The organism is Pseudogemmobacter blasticus, assembly GCF_003071405.1.
Classification (GTDB): domain Bacteria; phylum Pseudomonadota; class Alphaproteobacteria; order Rhodobacterales; family Rhodobacteraceae; genus Pseudogemmobacter; species Pseudogemmobacter blasticus.
Genome location: NZ_CP020470.1, coordinates 1,733,006 through 1,752,655, shown reverse-complemented (window position 1 = coordinate 1,752,655; position 19,650 = coordinate 1,733,006). Strand labels below are relative to the sequence as shown.

23 protein-coding genes are annotated in these 19,650 nt (G+C 67.2%); 10 read left to right on the top strand and 13 right to left on the bottom strand.

All coding sequences use genetic code 11. The annotated features are described in order from the left end of the window. Window positions 1–73: 73 nt before the first annotated feature. Together B6K69_RS08565 and B6K69_RS08560 are read right to left on the bottom strand one after the other, a co-directional pair. Window positions 74–1,372 carry an HlyD family type I secretion periplasmic adaptor subunit gene (locus B6K69_RS08565; RefSeq protein WP_108643475.1) on the bottom strand — a complete coding sequence of 433 codons (1,299 nt, stop codon included), beginning with the start codon at window positions 1,370–1,372 and terminating at the stop codon, window positions 74–76. Further along, the gene (locus B6K69_RS08560) at window positions 1,369–3,081 is read right to left on the bottom strand and encodes a type I secretion system permease/ATPase (RefSeq protein ID WP_108643474.1); all 1,713 of its coding nucleotides are present in this window, start codon (window positions 3,079–3,081) and stop codon (window positions 1,369–1,371) included. The genes B6K69_RS08565 and B6K69_RS08560 overlap by 4 nt, the downstream gene beginning before the upstream one ends. A 159-nt stretch (window positions 3,082–3,240) precedes the next feature. Here B6K69_RS08560 and B6K69_RS08555 point away from each other — a divergent pair, with 159 nt between their 5' ends. Continuing rightward, entirely contained in the window at window positions 3,241–4,005 is a 765-nt protein-coding gene (locus B6K69_RS08555) for an MlaA family lipoprotein (RefSeq protein ID WP_108643473.1), read from the top strand. After that, window positions 3,995–4,600: an MlaC/ttg2D family ABC transporter substrate-binding protein gene (locus B6K69_RS08550; protein WP_107673983.1), complete on the top strand. Its 606-nt coding sequence runs from the start codon at window positions 3,995–3,997 to the stop codon at window positions 4,598–4,600. Before B6K69_RS08555 ends, B6K69_RS08550 begins: the two co-directional genes overlap by 11 nt. Window positions 4,601–4,669: 69 nt before the next feature. On the opposite strand, the gene B6K69_RS08545 is transcribed toward B6K69_RS08550, so the two are convergent. Both B6K69_RS08545 and B6K69_RS08540 read right to left on the bottom strand, forming a co-directional pair. Continuing rightward, the gene (locus tag B6K69_RS08545) at window positions 4,670–4,972 is read right to left on the bottom strand and encodes an SH3 domain-containing protein (RefSeq protein WP_107673982.1); all 303 of its coding nucleotides are present in this window, start codon (window positions 4,970–4,972) and stop codon (window positions 4,670–4,672) included. A gap of 80 nt (window positions 4,973–5,052) precedes the next feature. Then, on the bottom strand, window positions 5,053–6,051 hold the full coding sequence (locus B6K69_RS08540; protein ID WP_108643472.1) for a TraB/GumN family protein: 999 nt from the start codon (window positions 6,049–6,051) through the stop codon (window positions 5,053–5,055). Window positions 6,052–6,247: 196 nt separating this feature from the next. Here B6K69_RS08540 and groES point away from each other — a divergent pair, with 196 nt between their 5' ends. Further along, complete coding sequence (gene groES / locus B6K69_RS08535) at window positions 6,248–6,535, top strand: co-chaperone GroES (protein ID WP_107673980.1); 288 nt, start codon at window positions 6,248–6,250, stop codon at window positions 6,533–6,535. Window positions 6,536–6,578: 43 nt separating this feature from the next. Further along, entirely contained in the window at window positions 6,579–8,216 is a 1,638-nt protein-coding gene (gene groL / locus B6K69_RS08530) for a chaperonin GroEL (RefSeq protein WP_107673979.1), read from the top strand. Window positions 8,217–8,295: 79 nt separating this feature from the next. Here groL and B6K69_RS08525 read toward each other — a convergent pair whose 3' ends face one another. Together B6K69_RS08525 and B6K69_RS08520 are read right to left on the bottom strand one after the other, a co-directional pair. Next, complete coding sequence (locus B6K69_RS08525) at window positions 8,296–8,784, bottom strand: GNAT family N-acetyltransferase (protein ID WP_108643471.1); 489 nt, start codon at window positions 8,782–8,784, stop codon at window positions 8,296–8,298. Next, window positions 8,762–9,271: a GreA/GreB family elongation factor gene (locus B6K69_RS08520; RefSeq protein ID WP_108643470.1), complete on the bottom strand. Its 510-nt coding sequence runs from the start codon at window positions 9,269–9,271 to the stop codon at window positions 8,762–8,764. The genes B6K69_RS08525 and B6K69_RS08520 overlap by 23 nt, the downstream gene beginning before the upstream one ends. A gap of 123 nt (window positions 9,272–9,394) precedes the next feature. Here B6K69_RS08520 and B6K69_RS08515 point away from each other — a divergent pair, with 123 nt between their 5' ends. Both B6K69_RS08515 and B6K69_RS08510 read left to right on the top strand, forming a co-directional pair. Next, a complete protein-coding gene (locus B6K69_RS08515) occupies window positions 9,395–9,796 on the top strand; it encodes a low affinity iron permease family protein (RefSeq protein WP_108644852.1) in 402 nt (133 codons plus the stop codon). A 69-nt stretch (window positions 9,797–9,865) separates the two neighbouring features. Beyond that, window positions 9,866–10,567, top strand: a complete 702-nt coding sequence (locus B6K69_RS08510; protein ID WP_228156842.1) for an alpha/beta hydrolase — start codon at window positions 9,866–9,868, stop codon at window positions 10,565–10,567. Between the two features lie 59 nt (window positions 10,568–10,626). Here the strand turns inward: B6K69_RS08510 and B6K69_RS08505 are convergent, their stop codons facing one another. Together B6K69_RS08505 and purE are read right to left on the bottom strand one after the other, a co-directional pair. Then, entirely contained in the window at window positions 10,627–11,694 is a 1,068-nt protein-coding gene (locus tag B6K69_RS08505; protein ID WP_108643469.1) for a 5-(carboxyamino)imidazole ribonucleotide synthase, read from the bottom strand. Next, entirely contained in the window at window positions 11,687–12,172 is a 486-nt protein-coding gene (gene purE, locus B6K69_RS08500) for a 5-(carboxyamino)imidazole ribonucleotide mutase (RefSeq protein WP_108644850.1), read from the bottom strand. Before purE ends, B6K69_RS08505 begins: the two co-directional genes overlap by 8 nt. 124 nt (window positions 12,173–12,296) lie before the next feature. Between purE and B6K69_RS08495 the strand changes: the two genes are divergently transcribed. After that, window positions 12,297–13,418, top strand: coding sequence for a DMP19 family protein (locus B6K69_RS08495; RefSeq protein WP_108643468.1), 1,122 nt, complete (start codon window positions 12,297–12,299; stop codon window positions 13,416–13,418). A gap of 74 nt (window positions 13,419–13,492) precedes the next feature. On the opposite strand, the gene B6K69_RS08490 is transcribed toward B6K69_RS08495, so the two are convergent. Both B6K69_RS08490 and B6K69_RS08485 read right to left on the bottom strand, forming a co-directional pair. Then, entirely contained in the window at window positions 13,493–14,089 is a 597-nt protein-coding gene (locus B6K69_RS08490) for an OmpW/AlkL family protein (RefSeq protein ID WP_108643467.1), read from the bottom strand. Between the two features lie 204 nt (window positions 14,090–14,293). Next, complete coding sequence (locus B6K69_RS08485; protein WP_107673972.1) at window positions 14,294–14,512, bottom strand: YdcH family protein; 219 nt, start codon at window positions 14,510–14,512, stop codon at window positions 14,294–14,296. Between the two features lie 211 nt (window positions 14,513–14,723). Between B6K69_RS08485 and B6K69_RS08480 the strand changes: the two genes are divergently transcribed. The 3 genes from B6K69_RS08480 to B6K69_RS08470 all read left to right on the top strand — a co-directional run bounded on the left by B6K69_RS08480 (window position 14,724) and on the right by B6K69_RS08470 (window position 15,944). Continuing rightward, the gene (locus tag B6K69_RS08480; protein ID WP_107673971.1) at window positions 14,724–15,152 is read left to right on the top strand and encodes an Hsp20 family protein; all 429 of its coding nucleotides are present in this window, start codon (window positions 14,724–14,726) and stop codon (window positions 15,150–15,152) included. Beyond that, window positions 15,149–15,376, top strand: a complete 228-nt coding sequence (locus tag B6K69_RS08475; protein WP_107673970.1) for a DUF1150 family protein — start codon at window positions 15,149–15,151, stop codon at window positions 15,374–15,376. Before B6K69_RS08480 ends, B6K69_RS08475 begins: the two co-directional genes overlap by 4 nt. Window positions 15,377–15,467: 91 nt before the next feature. Beyond that, window positions 15,468–15,944 (top strand): cytochrome b, encoded by a 477-nt coding sequence (locus B6K69_RS08470; RefSeq protein ID WP_107673969.1) that lies wholly within the window; start codon window positions 15,468–15,470, stop codon window positions 15,942–15,944. A gap of 70 nt (window positions 15,945–16,014) precedes the next feature. Here the strand turns inward: B6K69_RS08470 and B6K69_RS08465 are convergent, their stop codons facing one another. The 3 genes from B6K69_RS08465 to trxB form a co-directional block, all read right to left on the bottom strand. After that, a complete protein-coding gene (locus B6K69_RS08465; RefSeq protein WP_108644849.1) occupies window positions 16,015–18,084 on the bottom strand; it encodes a bifunctional sulfate adenylyltransferase/adenylylsulfate kinase in 2,070 nt (689 codons plus the stop codon). 137 nt (window positions 18,085–18,221) lie between these two features. Then, window positions 18,222–18,698 (bottom strand): RES family NAD+ phosphorylase, encoded by a 477-nt coding sequence (locus tag B6K69_RS08460; protein WP_108643466.1) that lies wholly within the window; start codon window positions 18,696–18,698, stop codon window positions 18,222–18,224. 2 nt (window positions 18,699–18,700) lie between these two features. Next, window positions 18,701–19,639, bottom strand: a complete 939-nt coding sequence (gene trxB / locus B6K69_RS08455) for a thioredoxin-disulfide reductase (RefSeq protein ID WP_108644848.1) — start codon at window positions 19,637–19,639, stop codon at window positions 18,701–18,703. Window positions 19,640–19,650: the final 11 nt, after the last annotated feature.

The following is a 19,650-nucleotide window of genomic DNA, read 5'->3' as shown; positions in this document are numbered from 1 at the left end:
TGCAGGCCGTTGGCAAAGCAATATCAACGGGTTGATTGGCGGCTTCCGCGATCTGCCAATATTTCGGCGGCCCCTATCCTTCGCGCAGGGCGCCGGCGAAGGCATCTGTCAGCGGCTGTACCAGCCAGCCGAACGGCGACCGGGGGCCGGTTGACAGATAGGCCTGCACCGGCATTCCGGGGACAAGCGCCTGTCCGGCCAGCCGGTCGATCTGGCCGGGATCGGGTGCGATCTCGACCCGGTAATAGGCGGCATGGGTGGCCGGATCGGCCAGCGCATCGGCCGATACCAGCGTGACCCGGCCCGTCAGATGCGGCGTGCCGGGGGCGGCAAGCGCGGGGAAGGCCAGTTCTGCCGGCTGGCCGGGCCGCACCCCGGCAACCTGCAAGGGCGAAACGGCGGCGGCGATCAGCAGCGGGCGGTTCTGCGGCACAAGGAACAGCACCGGTTCGGCCGGCCGCAGAACGGCGCGGGGCGTGGTCACGGCAAGCCCCAGCACCACGCCCGAGACCGGGGCGCGCAGGTCCAGCCGGGCCAGCCGGTCGGTCAGGGCGCGGGCGCGTTCGGCCAGCTCCATCTCGGTCGGGGCGATGTCGCGCAATTCGGCCATGGCGGCTTCGCGGCGGTCGGCGGTCAGGCGGGTGATGCGGATTTCGGTTTCGGTGATGCGGGCGCGGGCCTGCGCCTGCACGGCGGCCAGTTCCCCCGCCTGCCCCGCCAGCCGGGCCTCTTCGCGTTGCAGGGCCAGCACGGTGGCGGCCTGCGCCAGCCCCTTGGCCTGCAGCGCCTGTTGCGCGGCCAGTTCCTGCCGGATCAGCGCCAGTTGCACCACCAGCGCATCGGATTGCGCGGCAATGCCGTCAATCTGGGCGCGGATCTGGTCGATCTCCCGGCGCAACTGGCCGGTTTCGGCAGCCAGGCTTTCGGCCCGCGCGGCGAACAGGCGGCGCTGACCATCCACTTGTTCGGCCACCTCGGGGCGGCTGGCGGCCTCTGCCAGCAGGGCGGGCGGAAAAACCGGCGCGGCGGCTGCGTCACGTTCCGCCACCAGCCGGGCGCGGCGGGCGGAAAGTTCGGTCAGCCGGCCCTGCACGATGGCAAGGTCAGAGGACAGCGCGCTGCCATCCAGCCGGACCAGCACATCCCCGGCGGCGACATGCGCGCCATCGGTCACCCGGATCTCGGCCACGACGCCGCCATCGGGGTGCTGCACCACCTGCCGGTTCTGCGCCACCTCAACCCGGCCCGAGGCGACGATCGCGCCCGAAATCGGGGCAAGGCTGCCCCACAGCAGGGCGGCCACGGCCAGCCCGGCCAGCGTGGCCAGCCCCAGCATCACCGGGCGACGGGCCGAGCAGAAGGCCGGCGTCATGCGACACCGCCTGCCAGGGCGCCGGGCCCCGGCGCGGGCGCCACCTGGCCGACATTGCGCAGGGTTTCGCGCAGGATCTGGTCGCGCGGGCCAAACGATTGCACCCGCCCTTCGGCCAGCACCATCAGCAGATCACAGGGTTGAAGGGCGGCGGGGCGGTGGGCCAGCACCACCGCCGCCGCCCCGGCATCGCGGGCGCTGCGGATGGCGTGGTTCAGCGCGGCCTGACCTTCGGCATCAAGGCTGGCGTTGGGTTCATCCAGCACCAGAAGCGCTGGGTCGCCATACAGCGCGCGGGCCAGACCGATGCGCTGGATCTGCCCGCCGGAAAGGCCGGCGCCGTTGGCCCCAAGCGGCGTGTCATAGCCGGCGGGCAGATGCAGGATCAGATCCTGCACCCCTGCCTTTTGCGCGGCGGCGGCAATGGCGGCGGGGTCGGCGGTTTCGTCAAGCCCGGCGATGTTTTCGGCAACCGTGGCCTCGAACAGCGACACCCGCTGCGGCAGGTGGCCGATCAGCCGCGCCAGATCGGCGGGATCATACTGGTCCAGCGTGGCGCCGCCCAGCCGGACACAGCCTGCCGCCGGGTGCCAGCCGCCGGTCAGCGCGCGGGCAAGGGTTGTCTTGCCGGCGCCCGAGGGGCCGATCACGCCCAGCACCTGCCCCGGCGCCAGGCGGAAGCTGACATTGCGCAGGGCCGGTGTGGTGGCGCCGGGGGGAATGACCGTCAGCCCCTGCACCCAAAGGCCGGTGGCGGGGCGCGGCAGCGGCAGGCGGGGCCGGTCCGGCGGCACGGCGGCCAGCAGCGCCGCCAGCCGGGCGCCGGCGGCGCGGGCGCGGGTCATCAGCGGCCAGTGGCCGATGGCGGTTTCGATCGGCTGCAAGGCCCGCCCCATCAGGATGGAGCCGGCGATCATCACCCCCGGCGACAGGCTGTTGCGCAGCACAAGCCAGGCGCCAAGCCCCAGCATGGCCGATTGCAGCGCCAGCCGCACGGCGCGGCTGGCCGCCGCCCAGCCGCCGGCGGCATCGGCGGCGCGGGCGGCCTGTTCCAGCGCGGTCAGGCGCAAGGATCGCCAGCGCGTGGCGGGCCCGGGGCCGCCTGACCCTTCACGCAGCCGGGCGGCCAGCGTGGCGGCGGCCTGGGCGGCGGCGATGGCGCGGGTTTGCGGCCCGGCCGTACTGCGCTGGCTGGCCAGGGTGCAGGCGGCCAGCGTTGCGCCCCCGACCAGCGCCAGCGCCCCCATCGCCGGGTGGAAGGCGAACAGCGCCAGCAGGAAGACCGGGGCCCAGGGCAGATCGGCCAGGGCGGGGGCCAGCGGGGTGGCCCAGGGCCGGACATAGGCATCAAGATCGTCCTCGGTCGCGGCGGGCGTGCGCGGCGCAACGGCCCCCCGGCGCAGCGCGGCGGCGAACACGCGGTCCTGCAGGCCGACCTGCAGGCGGGTGCCGATCCGCGCCAGGATGCGGGCGCGGGCATGGTCCAGCAGGCCAAGGGCGACGAAAAGGCAGGCGGCGATCAGCGACAGCGCCAGCAGCGTGGGCACCGAACGCGAGACCAGCACCCGGTCATAGACCTGAAGCATGTAGAGCGCGGGTGTCAGCATCAGCAGGTTGACCACGGCCGAAAACGCCAGCGCCGCAGCCAGGGCCGGGCGCAGCGGGCGGCGGGCGGCGGTCAGCGCGCAAACGGTGGGGTCTGTGGTCATCCGGTCACGCCCTTGCCCTGTCTGTGTCCTTGCCGCGCCAAATGCAGCCGGTGCGGGGCCGGTGCGCGCGAATCCCGTTGTCTTGCCCCGGCCCAAACCTTATGGCTGTCAGGTGGCCGCGGCCGGGGCTGGCGCGGCACCTTGCATGAAATTGGCGCGATGACTGTGAAGATTCCCTTGATCCGAGTGTTGCCGCTTGTGGTGGCCGGTGCGCTTTTGGCGGGCTGTGCCACCGCGCCCGCCAGCCAGGGCGTGAATGACCCGCTGGAGCCGATGAACCGCGCGGTGCATGGGGTGAACAAGGGGCTGGATCGCGCCGTGGTGCGGCCCGCGTCCAAGGCCTATGCCGCCGTGGTGCCCGAACCGCTGCGTCAGGGCGTTTCGAACGTGGCCGATGTGCTGGAACTGCCGGGCGACATTGCCAACGGGCTGTTGCAGGGCCGGATCGACCGGGCGGCGACGAACACGCTGCGGCTGGCCGCCAACCTGACGCTGGGTCTGGGGGGGCTGCTGGATTTCGCCAGCGCCGCCGGGATGCCCGAATACAAGACCGATTTCGGCGAGACGCTGGCGGTCTGGGGCGTGGGCGAAGGGCCTTATGTGGAACTGCCGCTGGCCGGGCCGTCAACCGCACGCGATGCGGTGGGAACGGTGGTGGATCTGGCGATGAACCCGCTGAACGGCCTGTTCGAAGGCGATGACCGCACGGCGGCGATGGGTGTGGCGGTGCTGTCACGGCTAAATGATCGCGCCAAGTATTCCGGCACCATCGACTCGATCCTATATGAGAGCGCTGACAGCTATGTTCAGGCGCGGCTGCTGTACCTGCAGAACCGGCGGTTTGCCCTTGGTGGGGGCGATGCAGCCGGGGATGAGGGCGGCGATGCGTTCATCGACCCTTACGAGGACTCCAATGGCCAGTAACACGTTTCTGTCCCGCCGTGCCTTTGTCGGCGCCGGCTTTGCCGCCGCCGCCGCCTTTGGCGCGCTGCCCGCCGCCGCGCTGAATGTTGATCAGGCGCGGGCGCTGATCGACAAGGTGGTGGCCGATATCAACGGCGTCATCGGCTCGGGCCAGTCCGAGGCGCAGATGCTGGGATCGTTCGAAAAGCTGTTCGCGCGCTATGCCGACGTGCCGACGATTGCCCGTTCGGCGCTGGGCGCTGCGGCGCGGTCGGCGTCAAGCGCGCAGATGGCGGCCTTCACCAAGGCGTTCCAGCGCTATATCAGCCGCAAATACGGCCGCCGCTTCCGCGAGTTCATCGGGGGCCGGATCGAGGTGAACGACGCCAAGCCGCTGAAAAGCTATTATGAGGTGATCTCGACCGCCTACCTTAAAGGCGAAAGCCCGTTCGAGGTGCGCTGGCATGTCGGCGACAAGTCGGGGAAGAACCTGTTCTTCAACATCATCATCGAAGGCGTCAACATGCTGGCCAGCGAACGCGCCGAGATTGGCGCCATGCTGGACAAGCGCAAGGGCGACATTGATGCCCTGGTTGCGGACCTGAACGCCACCTGACGCCCGGCCCCGGGCCCCGTCTTCCCGCAAAGGCCAGTCCGCATTCGCGCGGTCTGGCCTTTGTCTTCTTCACATCTTCCGCAGATAGGCGCTTGAGACATAGCCCTTGAGGCCGCGCGCCTGTTTCAGCGCGACCTTGCACCAGCTTGTGTTGCCCGACCGTTCACAGCCCTGCACCAGCAGAACGGTGCCATTCGGCAGGCCGACCACGATCTTGTAGCCGACGCCGGGGCCGACGCGCATTTTCAGCATGTCGTCGTCTTCGACGCCCACAACTTCGTAATAGCCGCGGGGTTCCGCCCTGGCGGGGGTGGCGGTCAGGGCCGCTTGCAGCGCAACCGCGGCCAAGAGGGTGGTAATGACTGTGCGCATGGATTTTCCAGCTTTGTTGTCTGCTCGGTCTGTTTGTAGCCGGGGGCGCGCTTGCCGCGCAACCGGACGGGGCGGGGCGATCAGGGGCCGGCCAGCGGGGTGATCGTCCAGCCGTCCTGCGCCAGCAGGTTCAGCACCCCCTCCGGCCCCGGCAGGTGCAGCGCGCCGAAGGCCACCACCAGGGGGCCACCCTCGGCCGCCGCCGCGTCGATGACCGGAATCCAGGCGCGGTTGCGGCGGCTGACCAGCACCTCTTCCATCGCCTTCATCTCGGCATCCACCTGTTCCCGGGTATAGCCGGGCATGTTGTACGAGGTTTCGCGCATCAGTTCCCAGATCAACTGGCTTTTGCCGTCGTAATAAGCATCGGCCAGCGTCACCGAGAAATCGGCGCTGACGGGTTCCAGCGCCAGCGACTGGTCGATCATCGCCACCTGATCCTGCTGGGCGAAGGCATCGAAGATGGCAAAGACCGTGTCATAGGGTTCCAGCGCCCGGATCGGCTTGCCCGCGACGGTGGCGGCGTCGATCAGCAGCCCGTCCAGACCCTTGGGCTGGCTCAGGTCGGCCATGGCGCAGGGCGGCACCGACAGCAGGACGGTCACATACCAGGGCTGGAACTTGGCGGCCATGATGCCGGGAATCCCGCGGTCGGCCAGCGCCTGTTTCAGCCGCGCCCAGGTTTCGGGCGGCAGCATTTCCAGCAGCGACGGGCCTTCGGTGATCATCAGGACACCGGGATCGCTGGCCATGCGGTCCTTCAGCCGCTTTTCCTCTTCCGGGCCGCCTTCGACCAGCAGCATCCTGGCCGCAGCCAGCAGCGGCGTGATTCGCTGCATCACCGCGTTATGGCGCGGATCATCAAGGTGGTAGGTGCCGATGATGGTCAGGCTGGCCTTGCCCTTTGTGGCCGTCCAGAGATTGCCTTCGGAATAGGGCACGGCCGCGGCCGCCGCCTCGATCCGGGCGCGGTCTGCGGCGGGCATCAGATCCAGCAGGTTCAAGCCATAGCACGCGGTGGCCGCAGCGGGGGCCAGGTGCAGCAGGAGGCTTGCAAAAAGGGCAATCAGGAAACGCATCTGGCTCCGGTCCGGCAGGGGTCTGGGGCTGCATGGTGGCATCTGGGCGGGCGAAGGCCAAGCGAAAGCTGTGCGGCGAATTTGGTCCGGGCGGGTGTTGACAGGTGGCAGGGCAGCGCCTATCTCGGCCTCGTTAGCACTCGCCCGGTGTGAGTGCTGATCCTTTACAACCTGGAACCCAAGGGAGTGTTACCAGATGGCCTTCAAACCGCTGCATGACCGCGTGCTGGTCCGCCGCGTCCAGTCGGAAGAAAAGACCAAGGGTGGTCTGATCATCCCCGATACCGCCAAGGAAAAGCCCGCCGAAGGTGAAATCGTCGCCGTGGGCGAAGGCGCCCGCAAGGATTCGGGCGAGCTGATCGCCCCGTCGGTCAAGGCTGGCGACCGCATCCTGTTCGGCAAATGGTCGGGCACCGAAGTCACGCTGAATGGCGAAGAGCTTCTCATCATGAAGGAAAGCGACATCCTCGGCATCATCGCCTGAGGACGCTTTTCCCAACCGCAACCCATTCCAAGGAGCAACAGCAATGGCTGCCAAGGACGTGAAATTCACCGCCGATGCCCGCGATCGTCTGCTGCGTGGCGTCAACACCCTGGCCGACGCGGTCAAGGTGACCCTCGGCCCGAAGGGCCGCAATGTCGTGATCGACAAGTCGTTCGGTGCGCCCCGCATCACCAAGGACGGTGTGACCGTCGCGAAGGAAATCGAACTGGCCGACAAGTTCGAGAACATGGGCGCCCAGCTCGTCAAGGAAGTTGCCTCGCGCACCAATGACGAAGCCGGCGACGGCACCACCACCGCCACCGTGCTGGCGCAGGCCATCATCAAGGAAGGCCTCAAGTCGGTTGCCGCGGGCCTGAACCCGATGGACCTGAAGCGCGGCATCGACCTGGCCACCGCCAAGGTCGTCGAAGCGATCAAGGCTGCGTCGCGCCCGGTCAAGGACAGCGACGAAGTCGCCCAGGTCGGCACCATCTCGGCCAACGGTGAAGCCCAGATCGGCCGTTTCATCGCGGATGCGATGCAGAAGGTCGGCAACGAGGGTGTGATCACCGTCGAGGAAAACAAGGGCCTTGAGACCGAAGTCGAAGTCGTCGAGGGTATGCAGTTCGACCGTGGCTACCTGTCGCCCTACTTCGTCACCAATGCCGACAAGATGATTGCCGAGCTGGAAGACGCCTACATCCTGCTGCACGAGAAGAAGCTCTCGTCGCTGCAGCCGATGGTTCCGCTGCTGGAAGCCGTGATCCAGTCTCAGCGCCCGCTGATCATCGTGGCGGAAGACGTTGAAGGCGAGGCCCTGGCCACGCTGGTCGTCAACAAGCTGCGGGGCGGTCTGAAGATCGCCGCCGTCAAGGCTCCGGGCTTCGGCGACCGCCGCAAGGCCATGCTGCAGGACATCGCCATCCTGACCGGCGGTCAGGTCATCAGCGATGATCTGGGCATGAAGCTGGAAAATGTCGGCATCGACATGCTGGGCCGCGCCAAGAAGGTGCAGATCAACAAGGACAACACCACCATCGTTGATGGCGCCGGTGACAAGGCCGAGATCGAAGCCCGTGTTGCCCAGATCCGTGCGCAGATCGAGGAAACCACCTCGGACTACGACCGCGAGAAGCTGCAAGAGCGTGTGGCCAAGCTGGCCGGCGGCGTTGCCGTCATCCGCGTTGGCGGCATGACCGAAGTCGAAGTGAAAGAGCGCAAGGACCGTGTGGACGACGCGCTGAACGCGACCCGCGCTGCGGTACAGGAAGGTGTCGTGGTCGGCGGCGGCGTGGCTCTGGTTCAGGCCACCAAGTCGCTGGAAGGCCTGAAGGGCGCCAACTCGGATCAGGACGTGGGCATCGCCATCGTCCGTCGCGCGCTGGAAGCTCCGCTGCGCCAGATCGCCGAAAACTCGGGCGTCGACGGCGCCGTTGTGGCCGGCAAGATCCGCGAATCGACCAGCCTCTCGTTCGGCTTCAACGCCCAGACCGAGGAATACGGCGACCTGTTCGCCTTCGGCGTGATCGACCCGGCCAAGGTGACCCGCACGGCGCTGGAAAACGCCGCTTCGGTGGCCTCGCTGCTGATCACCACTGAAGCCATGATCGCCGACAAGCCGGCTGACAAGGCTGCGGCTCCGGCGATGCCGGGCGGCGGCATGGGCGGCATGGACTTCTGATCCGGGTCTTCGGAGAAGACAGGAAAGGGCGGCCTTCGGGCCGCCCTTTTGCTTTGGCCCCCCCTGTGCCGAAGGGCGGTCAGAGCGGCTTGACCAGCCGTTCGATCCATTGACCATCCGCTTCATCGAAGCGGCGGATGCCGGTGGGGGTGAAACCTTCGCGCTCCCAGAAGGCGCGGCCGCGGGGGTTGGCGTCCAGCACGCCAAGATAAAGCTGCGGCGCGCCCCTGGCGCGGGCCAGCGTTTCGGCACGCGCCAGCAGGGCGCGGCCATGGCCCGATCCTTGCGCCCAGGGGCCAAGGACCATCAGCCCGATATAGGCGTCCTGCGGCTGGGGAAAGCCATAGGACAGCTCCAGCAGGCCCGAGAGGCGCCCGTTCAGGAACAGGCCCAGCCGGTTGCCGGTGGCTGGGTCAATGCCGGGCGGGCCGTCGGTGAAGAATTCGACGGCCTTGACCTGCGGATCGCAGGCGCCTTCGGCCAGCAGCCAGTAATCCGGCGCCGCGGTATAGAAGGCGCGGACCAGATCGGTGTCGGTCGCGGGGTCAAGCGGGCGGATTGTCGGCATGAGCAATGCTCAGGATCTCCAGCGAAAGTGCGCCGGCGGGGCGGGGCCAGGTGACCTCATCCCCGACGCGGGCGCCCATCAGGGCGCGGGCAAGGGGCGAATGGGGGGCGATGCGGCCGCGGGTGGCGTCGGATTCATCCTCGCCCACGATTTCATAGGTGGTCTCGCGACCGTCTTCATCGGCGACGGTCACGCGGAGGCCGAAGGCGACTTCGGTCAGATCGTGCCGGGCCGGATCGACCGGGATGGCGCTGGCGATGCGCGCCTCAAGCCAGCGGATGTCGCGCTCGGCCGCGGCTTCGGGCAGCTTGTCCAGCCGTTCGGCGCGGGCGCGGAGCGCCGCCAGTTCGCACTGCCGCGCGGCCAGACGCGCGCGAAGATCGGCCAGACCGCGCGGCGTGACGAAGTTCGGATGCGCCGACAGCGGCAGGTCGGGCAGATCGGGGCGGTCTTTCCCGGCATCTTCGTTGACAAAGGCGCGGCTCATGCGACGGCACCGGCAATATGTGGGTTCTGGCTCATGCCACAGGCTTGCCGGGCAAGGCGGCCCTTGTCCAGTGCCGCGCATGGGCGCAGCATGGGCGCCCGGCACAGACAGAAGGAGCGTGCGATGGCGAGTTATGCGGCAATGGCGCGGCGGGTGGCGCGGTGGTGCGGGCGGCCGGTGACGGTGGCCATGGCGGTGGCCTTCGTGGTGGGCTGGACGGTCACGGGGCCGATCTTCAACTATTCCGACAGTTGGCAACTGGTGGCGAATACGGTGACCAATGTGGTCACCTTTCTGATGGTGTTCCTGATCCAGTCCAGCCAGGACCATGACACGGCGGCGATCCAGTTGAAGCTGGATGAGCTGATCCGCGCCACCAACGGGGCGCATAACGCGCTGCTGGATCTGGAAGAGCTTGACGAGAAGACGCTGGATTCGTTCCGGGCCCGCTATGAACAACTGGCCCGGCTGGCGCGGCAGGGACAGGTGGCCGGGCAGGCCGATACCGGATCGCCCGAGGCGTGACGTCGGGTCAGCCCCGGGGTCAGGCCGGACAGACCTTGCATCGCCGCCCCGGGCGGGGATGATCCTGCCATGATGCGCCCCACGCTTGATCTGCTGCGCGACCTGACCCTGGAAGAGGAAGGCGAGCCCCGCGCCCCGAAAGGCCGGGTGATACTGGTGCATGGGCTGGCGCGGACACAGCGGTCTCTGGCGGGCATGGGGCTGGCCTTGCAGGCGGCGGGCTATGACGTGGCAAGCGCCGCTTATCCGTCCACCAAGGCGGGGCCGGAAGAGCTGGTGAAAAGCGTGGCCGAGGCCTGGGCGGTGCCCTATCTGGGGATCACGCATTTCGTGACCCATTCGATGGGCGGCATCCTGGTGCGTGACTGGCTGGCGCGCGGGCGGCCACAGGGGCTGGGCCGGGTGGTGATGTTGGCACCGCCGAACCACGGGTCGGAACTGGTGGACACGTTCGGCGACTGGCGGGTGTTCAGGCTGTTCAACGGCCCGGCGGGGCTGGATCTGGGCACCGGGCCGGACAGTTGGCCGAACCGCCTGCCGCCGCCGGATTACCCGGTGGGAATCATCGCCGGAACGAAATCGGTCAGCCCGTGGTTTTCGCAGATCCTGCCGGGGCCGGATGACGGCAAGGTGACGGTCGCCAGCACCCGGCTGGACGGAATGGCCGACCATCTGGTGCTGGGCGTCAGCCACACCTGGATGATGGTGAACCCGGTGGTGATCCGCCAGACGGTACACTTCCTGCGCCAAGGCCGGTTCGACCGGGGGTGAGGGGCTGCCCTGGGCTGTCGGGGCGGCTGGCGCTGCGGTTAACCCGGCCCGCGCTTCTTTCAGCCTCGGGTGATGCGGTTGATGTGGCCCATCTTGCGGCCGGGGCGGGGGGCGCCCTTGCCGTAAAGGTGGACCGCCGTGTCCCGTTCCTTCAGCAGCGCGGGCACGCGCAGCACGTCGTCGCCGATCAGGTTCTCCATCACCACATCGGCGTAGCGGTTGCCGTCACCCAGGGGCAGGCCGGCAACGGCGCGGATGTGCTGTTCGAACTGGTCCACGCTGCAGCCTTGTTGCGTCCAGTGGCCCGAGTTGTGGACGCGGGGCGCGATCTCGTTCACCAGAAGCCCGGCGCGGGTGACGAACAGCTCAACCCCCATGACGCCGATGTAATCCAGCGCGTTCAGGATGCGGGCCGCCAGCAGCACGGCATCGCTGCGCTGGCCGGCGGTCAGCCGGGCGGGCACGGTGGTGGTGCGCAGGATGCCATCGCGGTGGATGTTCTCGCCGGGGTCGAAGCACGCAACCGACCCGTCAAGGCCGCGCGCCGCGATCACGCTGACCTCGCGATCAAAGGCGACAAAGCCCTCCAGCACGCAGGCGGCATTGTCCATAGCAGCCCAGGCGGTGGGAATGTCGGTCTCGGACTCAAGTTTGACCTGGCCCTTGCCGTCATAGCCCAGCCGGGTGGTTTTCAGGATGGCGGGCAGGCCCAGCCGGGCCACGGCGGCGCGCAGGTCGGATTCCGAGTTCACGGCGGCCCAGGGGGCGGTTTGCAGGCCAAGATCGCCCAGAAAGGTTTTCTCGGAAATCCGGTCCTGGCTGACGGCCAGCGCCCGGCGGTTGGGGCGGATGGGGCGCAGGGATTCCAGCAGGTCCAGCGCCGAGGTGGGGACGTTCTCGAATTCGTAGGTGATGACATCCACGGTTTCGGCAAAGGCCCGCAGCGCGGCCGTGTCCGAATAGGGGGCGGTCGTCACGCGAAAGGCCACGTCGCCCGCCGGTGCGGCGCCCGGTTCGAAGATGTGGCAGCGATAGCCCAGGCGGCTGGCGGCGACCGAAAGCATCCGGCCCAACTGGCCGCCGCCGAGAATACCGATGGTGGCGCCTTGCGGCAGCGGTTCAGTCATCCTTCGGCTCCTCGGGGATGCTGGCCGACAGGGCGGCGCGCCAGGCGTCCAGCCGTTCGGCAAGGGCCGGGTCCGAGATGGCCAGGATTCCGGCCGCCATCAGCCCGGCATTGGCCGCGCCGGCTGCCCCGATGGCCATGGTGGCCACCGGATAGCCCTTGGGCATCTGCACGATGGAATAAAGCGAATCGACGCCCGACAGCGCCTTGGTCTGCACCGGCACGCCGATCACCGGCACGCGGGTCTTGGACGCCATCATTCCGGGCAGATGCGCCGCCCCGCCCGCGCCCGCGATGATGACCTTCAGCCCGCGCGACACGGCGGTCTTGCCATAGTCCCAAAGCCGGTCTGGCGTGCGGTGGGCCGAAACGATCCTGGCTTCATAGGTGATGCCCAGCTCCTCCAGGATCAGGGCGGCTTCCTTCATGGTGGCCCAATCGGATTGCGACCCCATGATGATGCCCACGGAAACGCTCATGCCCGGCCCCCTGATGCTGATGCGGCGCGCATATACGGAAGGGCCGCGCGGGGCAAGCCGGGAAGGGCCTTTCGCCTGCCGATCCATGCGTTAGGTTTGGCCGGTCGATGGGGGAAGTGGCGGTATGCGGGTCAAGGCGGCGGTTCTGGTGGTGATGTTTGCGGCGGCGGCGGCCGGCATGGCGCGGGCCGAACATCCGCTTTGCGCACGGGGCGCGGTGGCCGGGCCGGTGCCGGTGGGCCACCTGCTGCAACAGGATGGCCAGGCCCTGCGGGTGGCCGCGTTCGAAAGCGTTGACTGGAAGGCGGTGTCCGAGGCGGAGGATCGGGTTCAGGTCGCGCCCGAGGCGCCGAAGCTGCGCGATCTTCTGGCCGAGAGATCGGCCGCCCTGCCGCCTGCGGCGCGCGATCTGCCCTATCTGGTGGTGCTGGCCGAGGTCGAGGCCAGCCCGGACGGAGCGATCTTCACCCTGACGCAAGGGGCCGAATCGCTGATTGCCGCGCGCCTGCTGGATGCGATGGACCGGGCCGGGCTGACGCAGGAAGCCGCCCTTCTGCGCGAGGCGGTGGGGCTGTTCCCCGATTGGGGTGAGACACCGGAGGATAGGGCCGAGCAGGTTTATGACCGCGAAAGCTATGCGCCGATCGAACCGCTTTCCAGCCGGCTGGCCGAGATCGACGCGCGTTGGCCTGCCGCCGGAGGCCGCGCCCTGGCCGCCGCCGAGGCGCTGGTGGCCGCGGACCCGGCGCTGTCGAAAGCCTATGCGGACCGGCTGAACGGGCTGACCGAGGACGAGCGGTTCGGCTGGCTGCAGGCGCAACTCTGGGCGCAATGCACCACGCCGTCGTGGTGGACGGTGGAAGAGGCGGATGCCGCCTTCCTGTCCGGCGGCACGGTGCAGGGGGCGCTGCTGATGCTGGACCTGTTCGCCGGCACGATGGAGGAAGGCGGCGGGCTGGCCGATTTCTTCTACAACTCGCCGGGCACCTTTGCGCCGCGACTGGCGACGATTCTCGACCTGCGGAACCATACGGCCGCGGCCAAGGCGCTGCGCGATGGCATGGCGCTGTTCGGCGGCAGCTATCCGCGCGATTATGAGCAGCGCATGATGGCGATGGATGCCTTTACCGAAGCCCAGTTCGCGCAACTGGACGACCTGAGCCTGGCGATTGATGCCGCCGAAATCCGCCGCGACATGCAGGGTCTGGCGCGCGAGGCCGGGCTGCTGCCGCCCCGGGGCAACTGACGGCGGCAATCGGCAGAATGAAAAAAGGGGCGGGAGGGCCCGCCCCAGTTCAGCTTGCATCCCGTGAGCGGGGATCAGAACTTCATCACATAGGCCACGTTGGCAACGATCGGGTCGATGTTGACCTTGCCGATGTTGGCGCCGTTCAGCGTCACGTCGCTGTCGATGTCGATGTAGCGGACTTCCATCCGCAGGGCGGCCTTCTCGTTCAGGGCGAAATCCATGCCCAGCGTCGCGGCCAGACCCCAGCTATCGTCGATCTTCAGATCGCCCAGCGGTGATTCTTCCGAGAAGAAGGTGGTGTAGTTGACGCCGACGCCGACGAAGGGCGTGACGCTGCCGCCGGTCGGGATGTGCCAGTTGATCGACACGGTGGGCGGCAGGTGCTTGGTGGTGCCGGCAAAGGTGCTGCCACCAAGATAGATGTCGTGCTTGAAGGGCAGGGCGCCCAGCACTTCCACGCCGATGTTGTCCTTGAAGAAGTATTCGAAGGCGATGGTCGGGCGGGCATTGTTGCCGACGGTGGCCGGCAGAGAGGCGAGCGTGCCGTTGTTGTCCTTGGGGGCGACATAACCGATGCCGAAGCTGAGGGTCATGTCGCCCGCGGATTGTGCGAAGGCTGGCACGGCGAGGGTAGTGCTGGCGAGCAGGGCGAGTACGAGGGTCTTCATTTCACTTGTCCCAAGTTTTTTTGTTTTCCACGCCCCGAGAATTGCGCGCAGCCGGATGCGACACGTTGACCTGAATCAATTGTAGACCATCGTATACCGCGACAGGACGCCGCACCCAAGCCGCGGAAAAGCAAGGATAAATTATATGTTATAAATGTATGTTATGGACCTGCCGCTTTGCAGGCCAACCAGCCCCGGCGCGGGTCAGGCGATGATGTCGGGGATCAACTGGTCTTCGATCCGGGTGATCGCATCCTTCAGCGCCAGCTTCTGCTTTTTCAGCCGGCGCAGCGTCAACTGATCAGGGCGACCGTTGGTTTCCAGTGCGTGGACGGCCTCGTCCAGATCGCGGTGCTCACGGCGAAGCACTTCCAGCTTCACGCGCAGCATCTCATCGAAGCTCATCTCGGAAGGGGCGTTCATGGCAGCCTTGGCTTGCTTCTGTTCATTATGCCCGACGATACAGCGAAACCTCTGATTCGCAGCAGATTTCGACAGGATTATTCTCGGCCCCCCTCTGCGTCGCCGGTCTTGCGAGGGCGGCACTTGCGCCCCATATTTCCCACAGGGGACGGGATGCCCGCGTGTGGGGTCCGGTCCTGCCGACGTCGCTTTCGTGAAGGACTGTCCTGCAATGACGAAACTTGGTCTGGGAACGCATCCCTTCCTTCTGGGCTTCGAACAGCTTGAACGGCTGGTCGAACGCACCGCCAAATCGGGGGGCGAAGGCTACCCGCCCTATAATATCGAAGCCACCGCCGAGAACGCCTATCGCATCACGCTGGCCGTTGCCGGGTTCCGCGAGGAAGACCTGTCGATCACGGTCGAGGACCGGCAACTGGTGGTCCGGGGCCGCCAGGCCGAGGATGCGCAGGATCGTGTCTTCCTGCACCGTGGCATCGCCGCCCGCGCCTTCCAGCGCAGTTTCGTGCTGGCCGACGGGGTTGAGGTGGCCGGGGCCGCGCTGGAACACGGTCTGCTGCATGTCGATCTGCGGCGGCAGGTGCCGGAAACCGTGGTGCAGACCATTCGGATCGGTCGCAAGGACGGAGGAGCCGCATGAATACGCCATTTCCGGGGTTTCCCGCCGATAACGGCCGCATCGCCTATGTCCGGCCCATTCTGGTGGCCGACCTGCCCGAAGACCTGCAGGCGCAGGCGGACGGGGCCGAGGTGATCTATGCGGTTCACAGTTCCGACGGCAAGCGGTTGGCGCTGGTGGCCGACCGCACGCTGGCCTTTCATCTGGCCCGCGCGCATGATTTTGCCCCGGTCAGCGTGCACTGAGCCCCGCTTCACACCTTGCCGTCACGCCGCATTGCCTGCCGTGCGGGCGCGTGTCTAGACTGCGCGCGTAGCCATACCGGATGAGGGCAAGATGACGGTTCGCAAGGGATACAACGGCGCGCAGATCGCGCTGCACTGGCTGGTCGCGCTGGGTGTGGTGTTCAACTATGTCGTCAGCGAGGGCATGGGCGACGCCCTTGACCAGAAGCTGGAAGGGCACGAGATCACCGTCGGCATCGCACCGCTGCATGTCTGGGTCGGGGTGACCGTGCTGGTGCTGGCGGCGCTGCGTATCGTGCTGCGGCTGACCCGCGGTGGCCCGCCGGCCGAACCGGGGCCGCGCGGCAAAGCCGCTTCGGCGCTGCACGGCATTCTTTATCTGCTGATGGTCGCGGTGCCGATCGGTGGCGGTCTTGCCTGGTTTGGCGGGATCGAGGCTGTGGGCGATGGCCACGCGCTGTTCGCCAATGTGCTGATCATTCTGGCGGGCGCGCACGCGCTGATCGGGCTGGCGCACCACTATCTGCTGAAGGATGACATCCTGCGCCGGATGATGCGGCCGGAATAACCGGGCCAAACCCGGGCAAAAGAAAACGGGCGCCCCGTAGGGCGCCCGTTTGCATTTGTGCCAGGCCGGATCAGGCGCGGATCAGACCCATGGATTCCAGCTTGAGAATCACCTGATGGGCGCAGTGGTCCACGTCCACATCCTGCGTATCGACCACCAGTTCGGCGGCGGTGGGCGCTTCATACGGGTCGGAGATGCCGGTGAATTCCTTGATCTTGCCTTCGCGCGCCAGCTTGTAGAGACCCTTGCGGTCGCGGCGTTCGCATTCCTCGATGCTGGTCGCGACATGCACTTCGACGAAGGCGCCATAGGCTTCGATCATCTCGCGCACGGCGCGGCGGGTGGCCGTGTAGGGCGCGATCGGGGCGCAGATCGCGATGCCGCCGTTCTTGGTGATCTCGGACGCGACATAGCCGATGCGCTTGATGTTGATGTCGCGGTGTTCCTTGCTGAACCCCAGCTCCGACGACAGATGCTTGCGCACCACGTCACCGTCCAGCAGCGTGACCGGGCGGCCGCCCATTTCCATCAGCTTGACCATCAGCGCGTTGGCGATGGTGGACTTGCCCGAGCCCGACAGGCCGGTGAAGAACACGGTAAAGCCCTGCTTGCTGCGCGGCGGGCTGGTGCGGCGCAGTTCGGTCACCACTTCGGGGAAGCTGAACCATTCGGGAATGTCCAGGCCTTCGCGCAGGCGACGGCGCAGTTCGGTGCCGGAAATATCCAGCACGGTATCGCCTTGCGGCACTTCGTTCGCGGGGAAGTACTGCGCCTTTTCCTGCACATAGACCATGTGCTTGAAGTCGACCATCTCGATGCCGATCTCCTCGGCGTGCTTGGCGAACAGTTCCTGCGCGGCGTAGGGATCATAGAAATCCTTCCCGGCCGAGTTCTTGCCCGGACCGGCATGGTCGCGGCCCACGATCATGTGGCTGCAACCGTGGTTCTTGCGGATGATGCCGTGCCAGACCGCCTCGCGCGGGCCGGCCATGCGCATGGCCAGATTCAGCAGCGAAAGCTGGGTGGTCTGCGCCGGATACTTGTCCAGCACCGCCTCGTAGCAGCGGACGCGGGTGAAGTGGTCCACATCGCCCGGCTTGGTCATGCCGACGACCGGGTGGATCAGCAGGTTCGCCTGCGCTTCCTTGGCGGCGCGGAAGGTCAGTTCCTGGTGGGCGCGGTGCAGCGGGTTGCGGGTCTGGAACGCCACGACCTTGCGCCAGCCCATCTTGCGGAAGAAGGCGCGCAGCTCGTTCGGGGTGTCGCGACGGCCCTTGAAATCATAATGCACGGGCTGCTGGATGCCGGTGACAGGGCCGCCCAGATAGACGCCGCCCGCGGTGTTGTGCAGGTAGTTCACCGCCGGATGCGCCAGATCGTCGGCGCCGAACACCTTGGCGGCTTCGTTCGACTTGTTCGGAACCCATTTGTCGGTGACCGACAGGATGGCAAGAATCACGCCCTCGGCGTCGCGCAGCGCGATGTCCTGACCCGGCTCGATGCCTTCGGCGAATTTCTCGTTCACGTCCAGCGTGACCGGAATCGGGAACAGCGTGCCATCGGCGGTGCGCATGTTTTCGACGACACCGTCGTAATCCGCCTCGGTCATGAAGCCCTTGAGCGGGTAGAAGCCGCCGTTCATCAGGAGTTCAAGATCGCAGACCTGACGCGCGGTCAGATCCCAGGACGGCAGGTTTCCGGCCTCGACCTTCAGTTTCTGGGCCGATTCGTATGAGACATAAAGCTCGGGGATCGGGGCAAGATTGTTCTGCATGACATCGGTCCTGTGTTTTGCGGGGATGAGGCTTGCGTCCTCACCCGTGAGTTCGGCGTGAAGGGCGTGATATTCGGCAAGTTTCCCTGCCAGAAAACGGTCAACCAGCCGGGCCTTCATGGCGCCGCCCTTCGGGGTCAGCGCATAGGCAAAGCGTTGGCGGCGGTCGGTGGCGGTGTCGCGGTCGGTGACATGAATCAGCCCGGCTTCGGTCGCGGCGCGAAGCTGGGCGTTCAGGCTGCCAAGGCTGACGCCAAGCGCCTGCGCGGTTGCCCGCTGCGACGCCTCTGGCGCGCGGTCAAGCTGGCGCAATAGGCGGAAGAGCTGGTCTTCCTCGGGCAGGGTGTGGCGGGCTGTGGATGACATCAAGACGCAACTATGTTCAACGATGAACATATCTCACATTCTGAGGAAAAGGGAAAGGGGCCGCTGCGATGGGAGGGGGCAGGGGAAGATTATTGCCGCCCCGCCGCGGCAGAAACGCCACATCCGCCGGGGGCAGGTCAGCGCAGGGGGAAGGGTAGGGCCGCGCCTGCACGGGCAAGAAGACCCGCATCGAACAGTGCAAGATGCGTCAGCGCCGGGGCCGAACGCGAGGAATACAGCAATCCGGCAGCCCCTGCCGCCCGCGCCAGATCAGACCAGGCCCATGTGGGGGCGGCCGCCCCGCCTGCGCGAATGTCCTGCCAGACGGTCGAGACCGCCGCCCGCCCGCGCAGGTCAGCCACAAGGCAGGGCGCAAGCTGCAACGGCACAATTTCGCGCGCAGGATCGTCGGGGCTCAGGTACCGCTGAATGGCCACGACGCAGCCCTCTGGTGTGCAGGAGGTGTAAAGCGCCGTCTGGCCCGAGTGGTGGAACCGCCCTTCGGGCGAGGTGACGGGCAACAGCGGGTTTGCGCCGCGAAACACCGCACGCCAGACCGTGCCCTGCCAGGGCAGAAGCGGCGGCCCCGCATCGGCTGCGGGGGCGCCGGGCATTGTCAGTGGCCCGCCAGAAACTTCTCGGCGTCCAGCGCGGCCATGCAGCCCATGCCGGCGCTGGTGACGGCCTGGCGATAGACATGGTCGGTCAGGTCGCCCGCCGCGAACACGCCGGGAATCGAGGTGCGGGTGGTGCCGGGTTCCACCTTCACATAGCCGCCATTGTGCAGTTCCAACTGGTCCTTGACCAGTTCGCTGGCCGGGGCGTGGCCGATGGCGACGAAGAACCCGTCGCAGGGAATATCCTGCGTTGCGCCGGTCTTCACGTTGCGGACGGTGACGGCGGTCACGCCCAACGGTGCCTCGGTGCCCTTCACCTCGGTCACTTCGCTGTCCCAGACCACGGCGATCTTGGGGTTCTTAAACAGCCGTTCCTGCATGATCTTTTCCGCGCGGAAGCTGTCGCGACGGTGCACGATGGTGACTTTCGACGCGAAGTTGGTCAGGAACAGCGCCTCTTCCACGGCGGTATTGCCGCCCCCGATCACCACCACCTCGCGGCCGCGATAGAAGAACCCGTCGCAGGTGGCGCAGGCCGAAACGCCGAAGCCCTTGAACTTTTCCTCGCTTGGCAGGCCCAGCCAGCGCGCCTGCGCGCCAGTGGCCAGGATCACGGCATCGGCGGTCCAGCGGGTGCCGCTGTCGGTTTCCGCCACGAAGGGCCGCTGCGACAGGTCAAGCCGGGTCACAATGTCGGTGATGATCTCGGCACCCATCTCGCGGGCGTGGTCTTCCATGCGGACCATCAGGTCCGGTCCCTGCACCGTCTTGTCGCCGGGCCAGTTCTCGACCTCGGTTGTGATGGTCAACTGCCCGCCGGGCTGCATACCCTGAATCAGCACCGGCTTCAGCATGGCGCGGCTGGCATAGACCGCCGCGGTATAGCCCGCCGGGCCGGAACCGATGATCAGAACCTTGGTGTGACGTGTCTCGCCCATGGAATGCCCCC

Bases quoted from the DNA above. Each gene is read 5' to 3' on its own strand.
- B6K69_RS08520 (WP_108643470.1), bottom strand. From the start codon at position 9,271: ATGAGCCGCGCCTTTGTCAACGAAGATGCCGGGAAAGACCGCCCCGAT.
- B6K69_RS08460 (WP_108643466.1), bottom strand. From the start codon at position 18,698: ATGCCCGGCGCCCCCGCAGCCGATGCGGGGCCGCCGCTTCTGCCCTGG.
- B6K69_RS08475 (WP_107673970.1), top strand. From the start codon at position 15,149: ATGAATACGCCATTTCCGGGGTTTCCCGCCGATAACGGCCGCATCGCC.
- trxB (WP_108644848.1), bottom strand. From the start codon at position 19,639: ATGGGCGAGACACGTCACACCAAGGTTCTGATCATCGGTTCCGGCCCG.
- B6K69_RS08465 (WP_108644849.1), bottom strand. From the start codon at position 18,084: ATGTCATCCACAGCCCGCCACACCCTGCCCGAGGAAGACCAGCTCTTC.
- B6K69_RS08480 (WP_107673971.1), top strand. From the start codon at position 14,724: ATGACGAAACTTGGTCTGGGAACGCATCCCTTCCTTCTGGGCTTCGAA.
- B6K69_RS08505 (WP_108643469.1), bottom strand. From the start codon at position 11,694: ATGACTGAACCGCTGCCGCAAGGCGCCACCATCGGTATTCTCGGCGGC.
- B6K69_RS08515 (WP_108644852.1), top strand. From the start codon at position 9,395: ATGGCGAGTTATGCGGCAATGGCGCGGCGGGTGGCGCGGTGGTGCGGG.
- B6K69_RS08550 (WP_107673983.1), top strand. From the start codon at position 3,995: ATGGCCAGTAACACGTTTCTGTCCCGCCGTGCCTTTGTCGGCGCCGGC.
- B6K69_RS08525 (WP_108643471.1), bottom strand. From the start codon at position 8,784: ATGCCGACAATCCGCCCGCTTGACCCCGCGACCGACACCGATCTGGTC.
- B6K69_RS08485 (WP_107673972.1), bottom strand. From the start codon at position 14,512: ATGAACGCCCCTTCCGAGATGAGCTTCGATGAGATGCTGCGCGTGAAG.
- groL (WP_107673979.1), top strand. From the start codon at position 6,579: ATGGCTGCCAAGGACGTGAAATTCACCGCCGATGCCCGCGATCGTCTG.
- purE (WP_108644850.1), bottom strand. From the start codon at position 12,172: ATGAGCGTTTCCGTGGGCATCATCATGGGGTCGCAATCCGATTGGGCC.
- B6K69_RS08490 (WP_108643467.1), bottom strand. From the start codon at position 14,089: ATGAAGACCCTCGTACTCGCCCTGCTCGCCAGCACTACCCTCGCCGTG.
- B6K69_RS08560 (WP_108643474.1), bottom strand. From the start codon at position 3,081: ATGACCACAGACCCCACCGTTTGCGCGCTGACCGCCGCCCGCCGCCCG.
- B6K69_RS08545 (WP_107673982.1), bottom strand. From the start codon at position 4,972: ATGCGCACAGTCATTACCACCCTCTTGGCCGCGGTTGCGCTGCAAGCG.
- B6K69_RS08510 (WP_228156842.1), top strand. From the start codon at position 9,866: ATGATGCGCCCCACGCTTGATCTGCTGCGCGACCTGACCCTGGAAGAG.
- B6K69_RS08495 (WP_108643468.1), top strand. From the start codon at position 12,297: ATGCGGGTCAAGGCGGCGGTTCTGGTGGTGATGTTTGCGGCGGCGGCG.
- B6K69_RS08555 (WP_108643473.1), top strand. From the start codon at position 3,241: ATGACTGTGAAGATTCCCTTGATCCGAGTGTTGCCGCTTGTGGTGGCC.
- B6K69_RS08540 (WP_108643472.1), bottom strand. From the start codon at position 6,051: ATGCGTTTCCTGATTGCCCTTTTTGCAAGCCTCCTGCTGCACCTGGCC.
- groES (WP_107673980.1), top strand. From the start codon at position 6,248: ATGGCCTTCAAACCGCTGCATGACCGCGTGCTGGTCCGCCGCGTCCAG.
- B6K69_RS08470 (WP_107673969.1), top strand. From the start codon at position 15,468: ATGACGGTTCGCAAGGGATACAACGGCGCGCAGATCGCGCTGCACTGG.
- B6K69_RS08565 (WP_108643475.1), bottom strand. From the start codon at position 1,372: ATGACGCCGGCCTTCTGCTCGGCCCGTCGCCCGGTGATGCTGGGGCTG.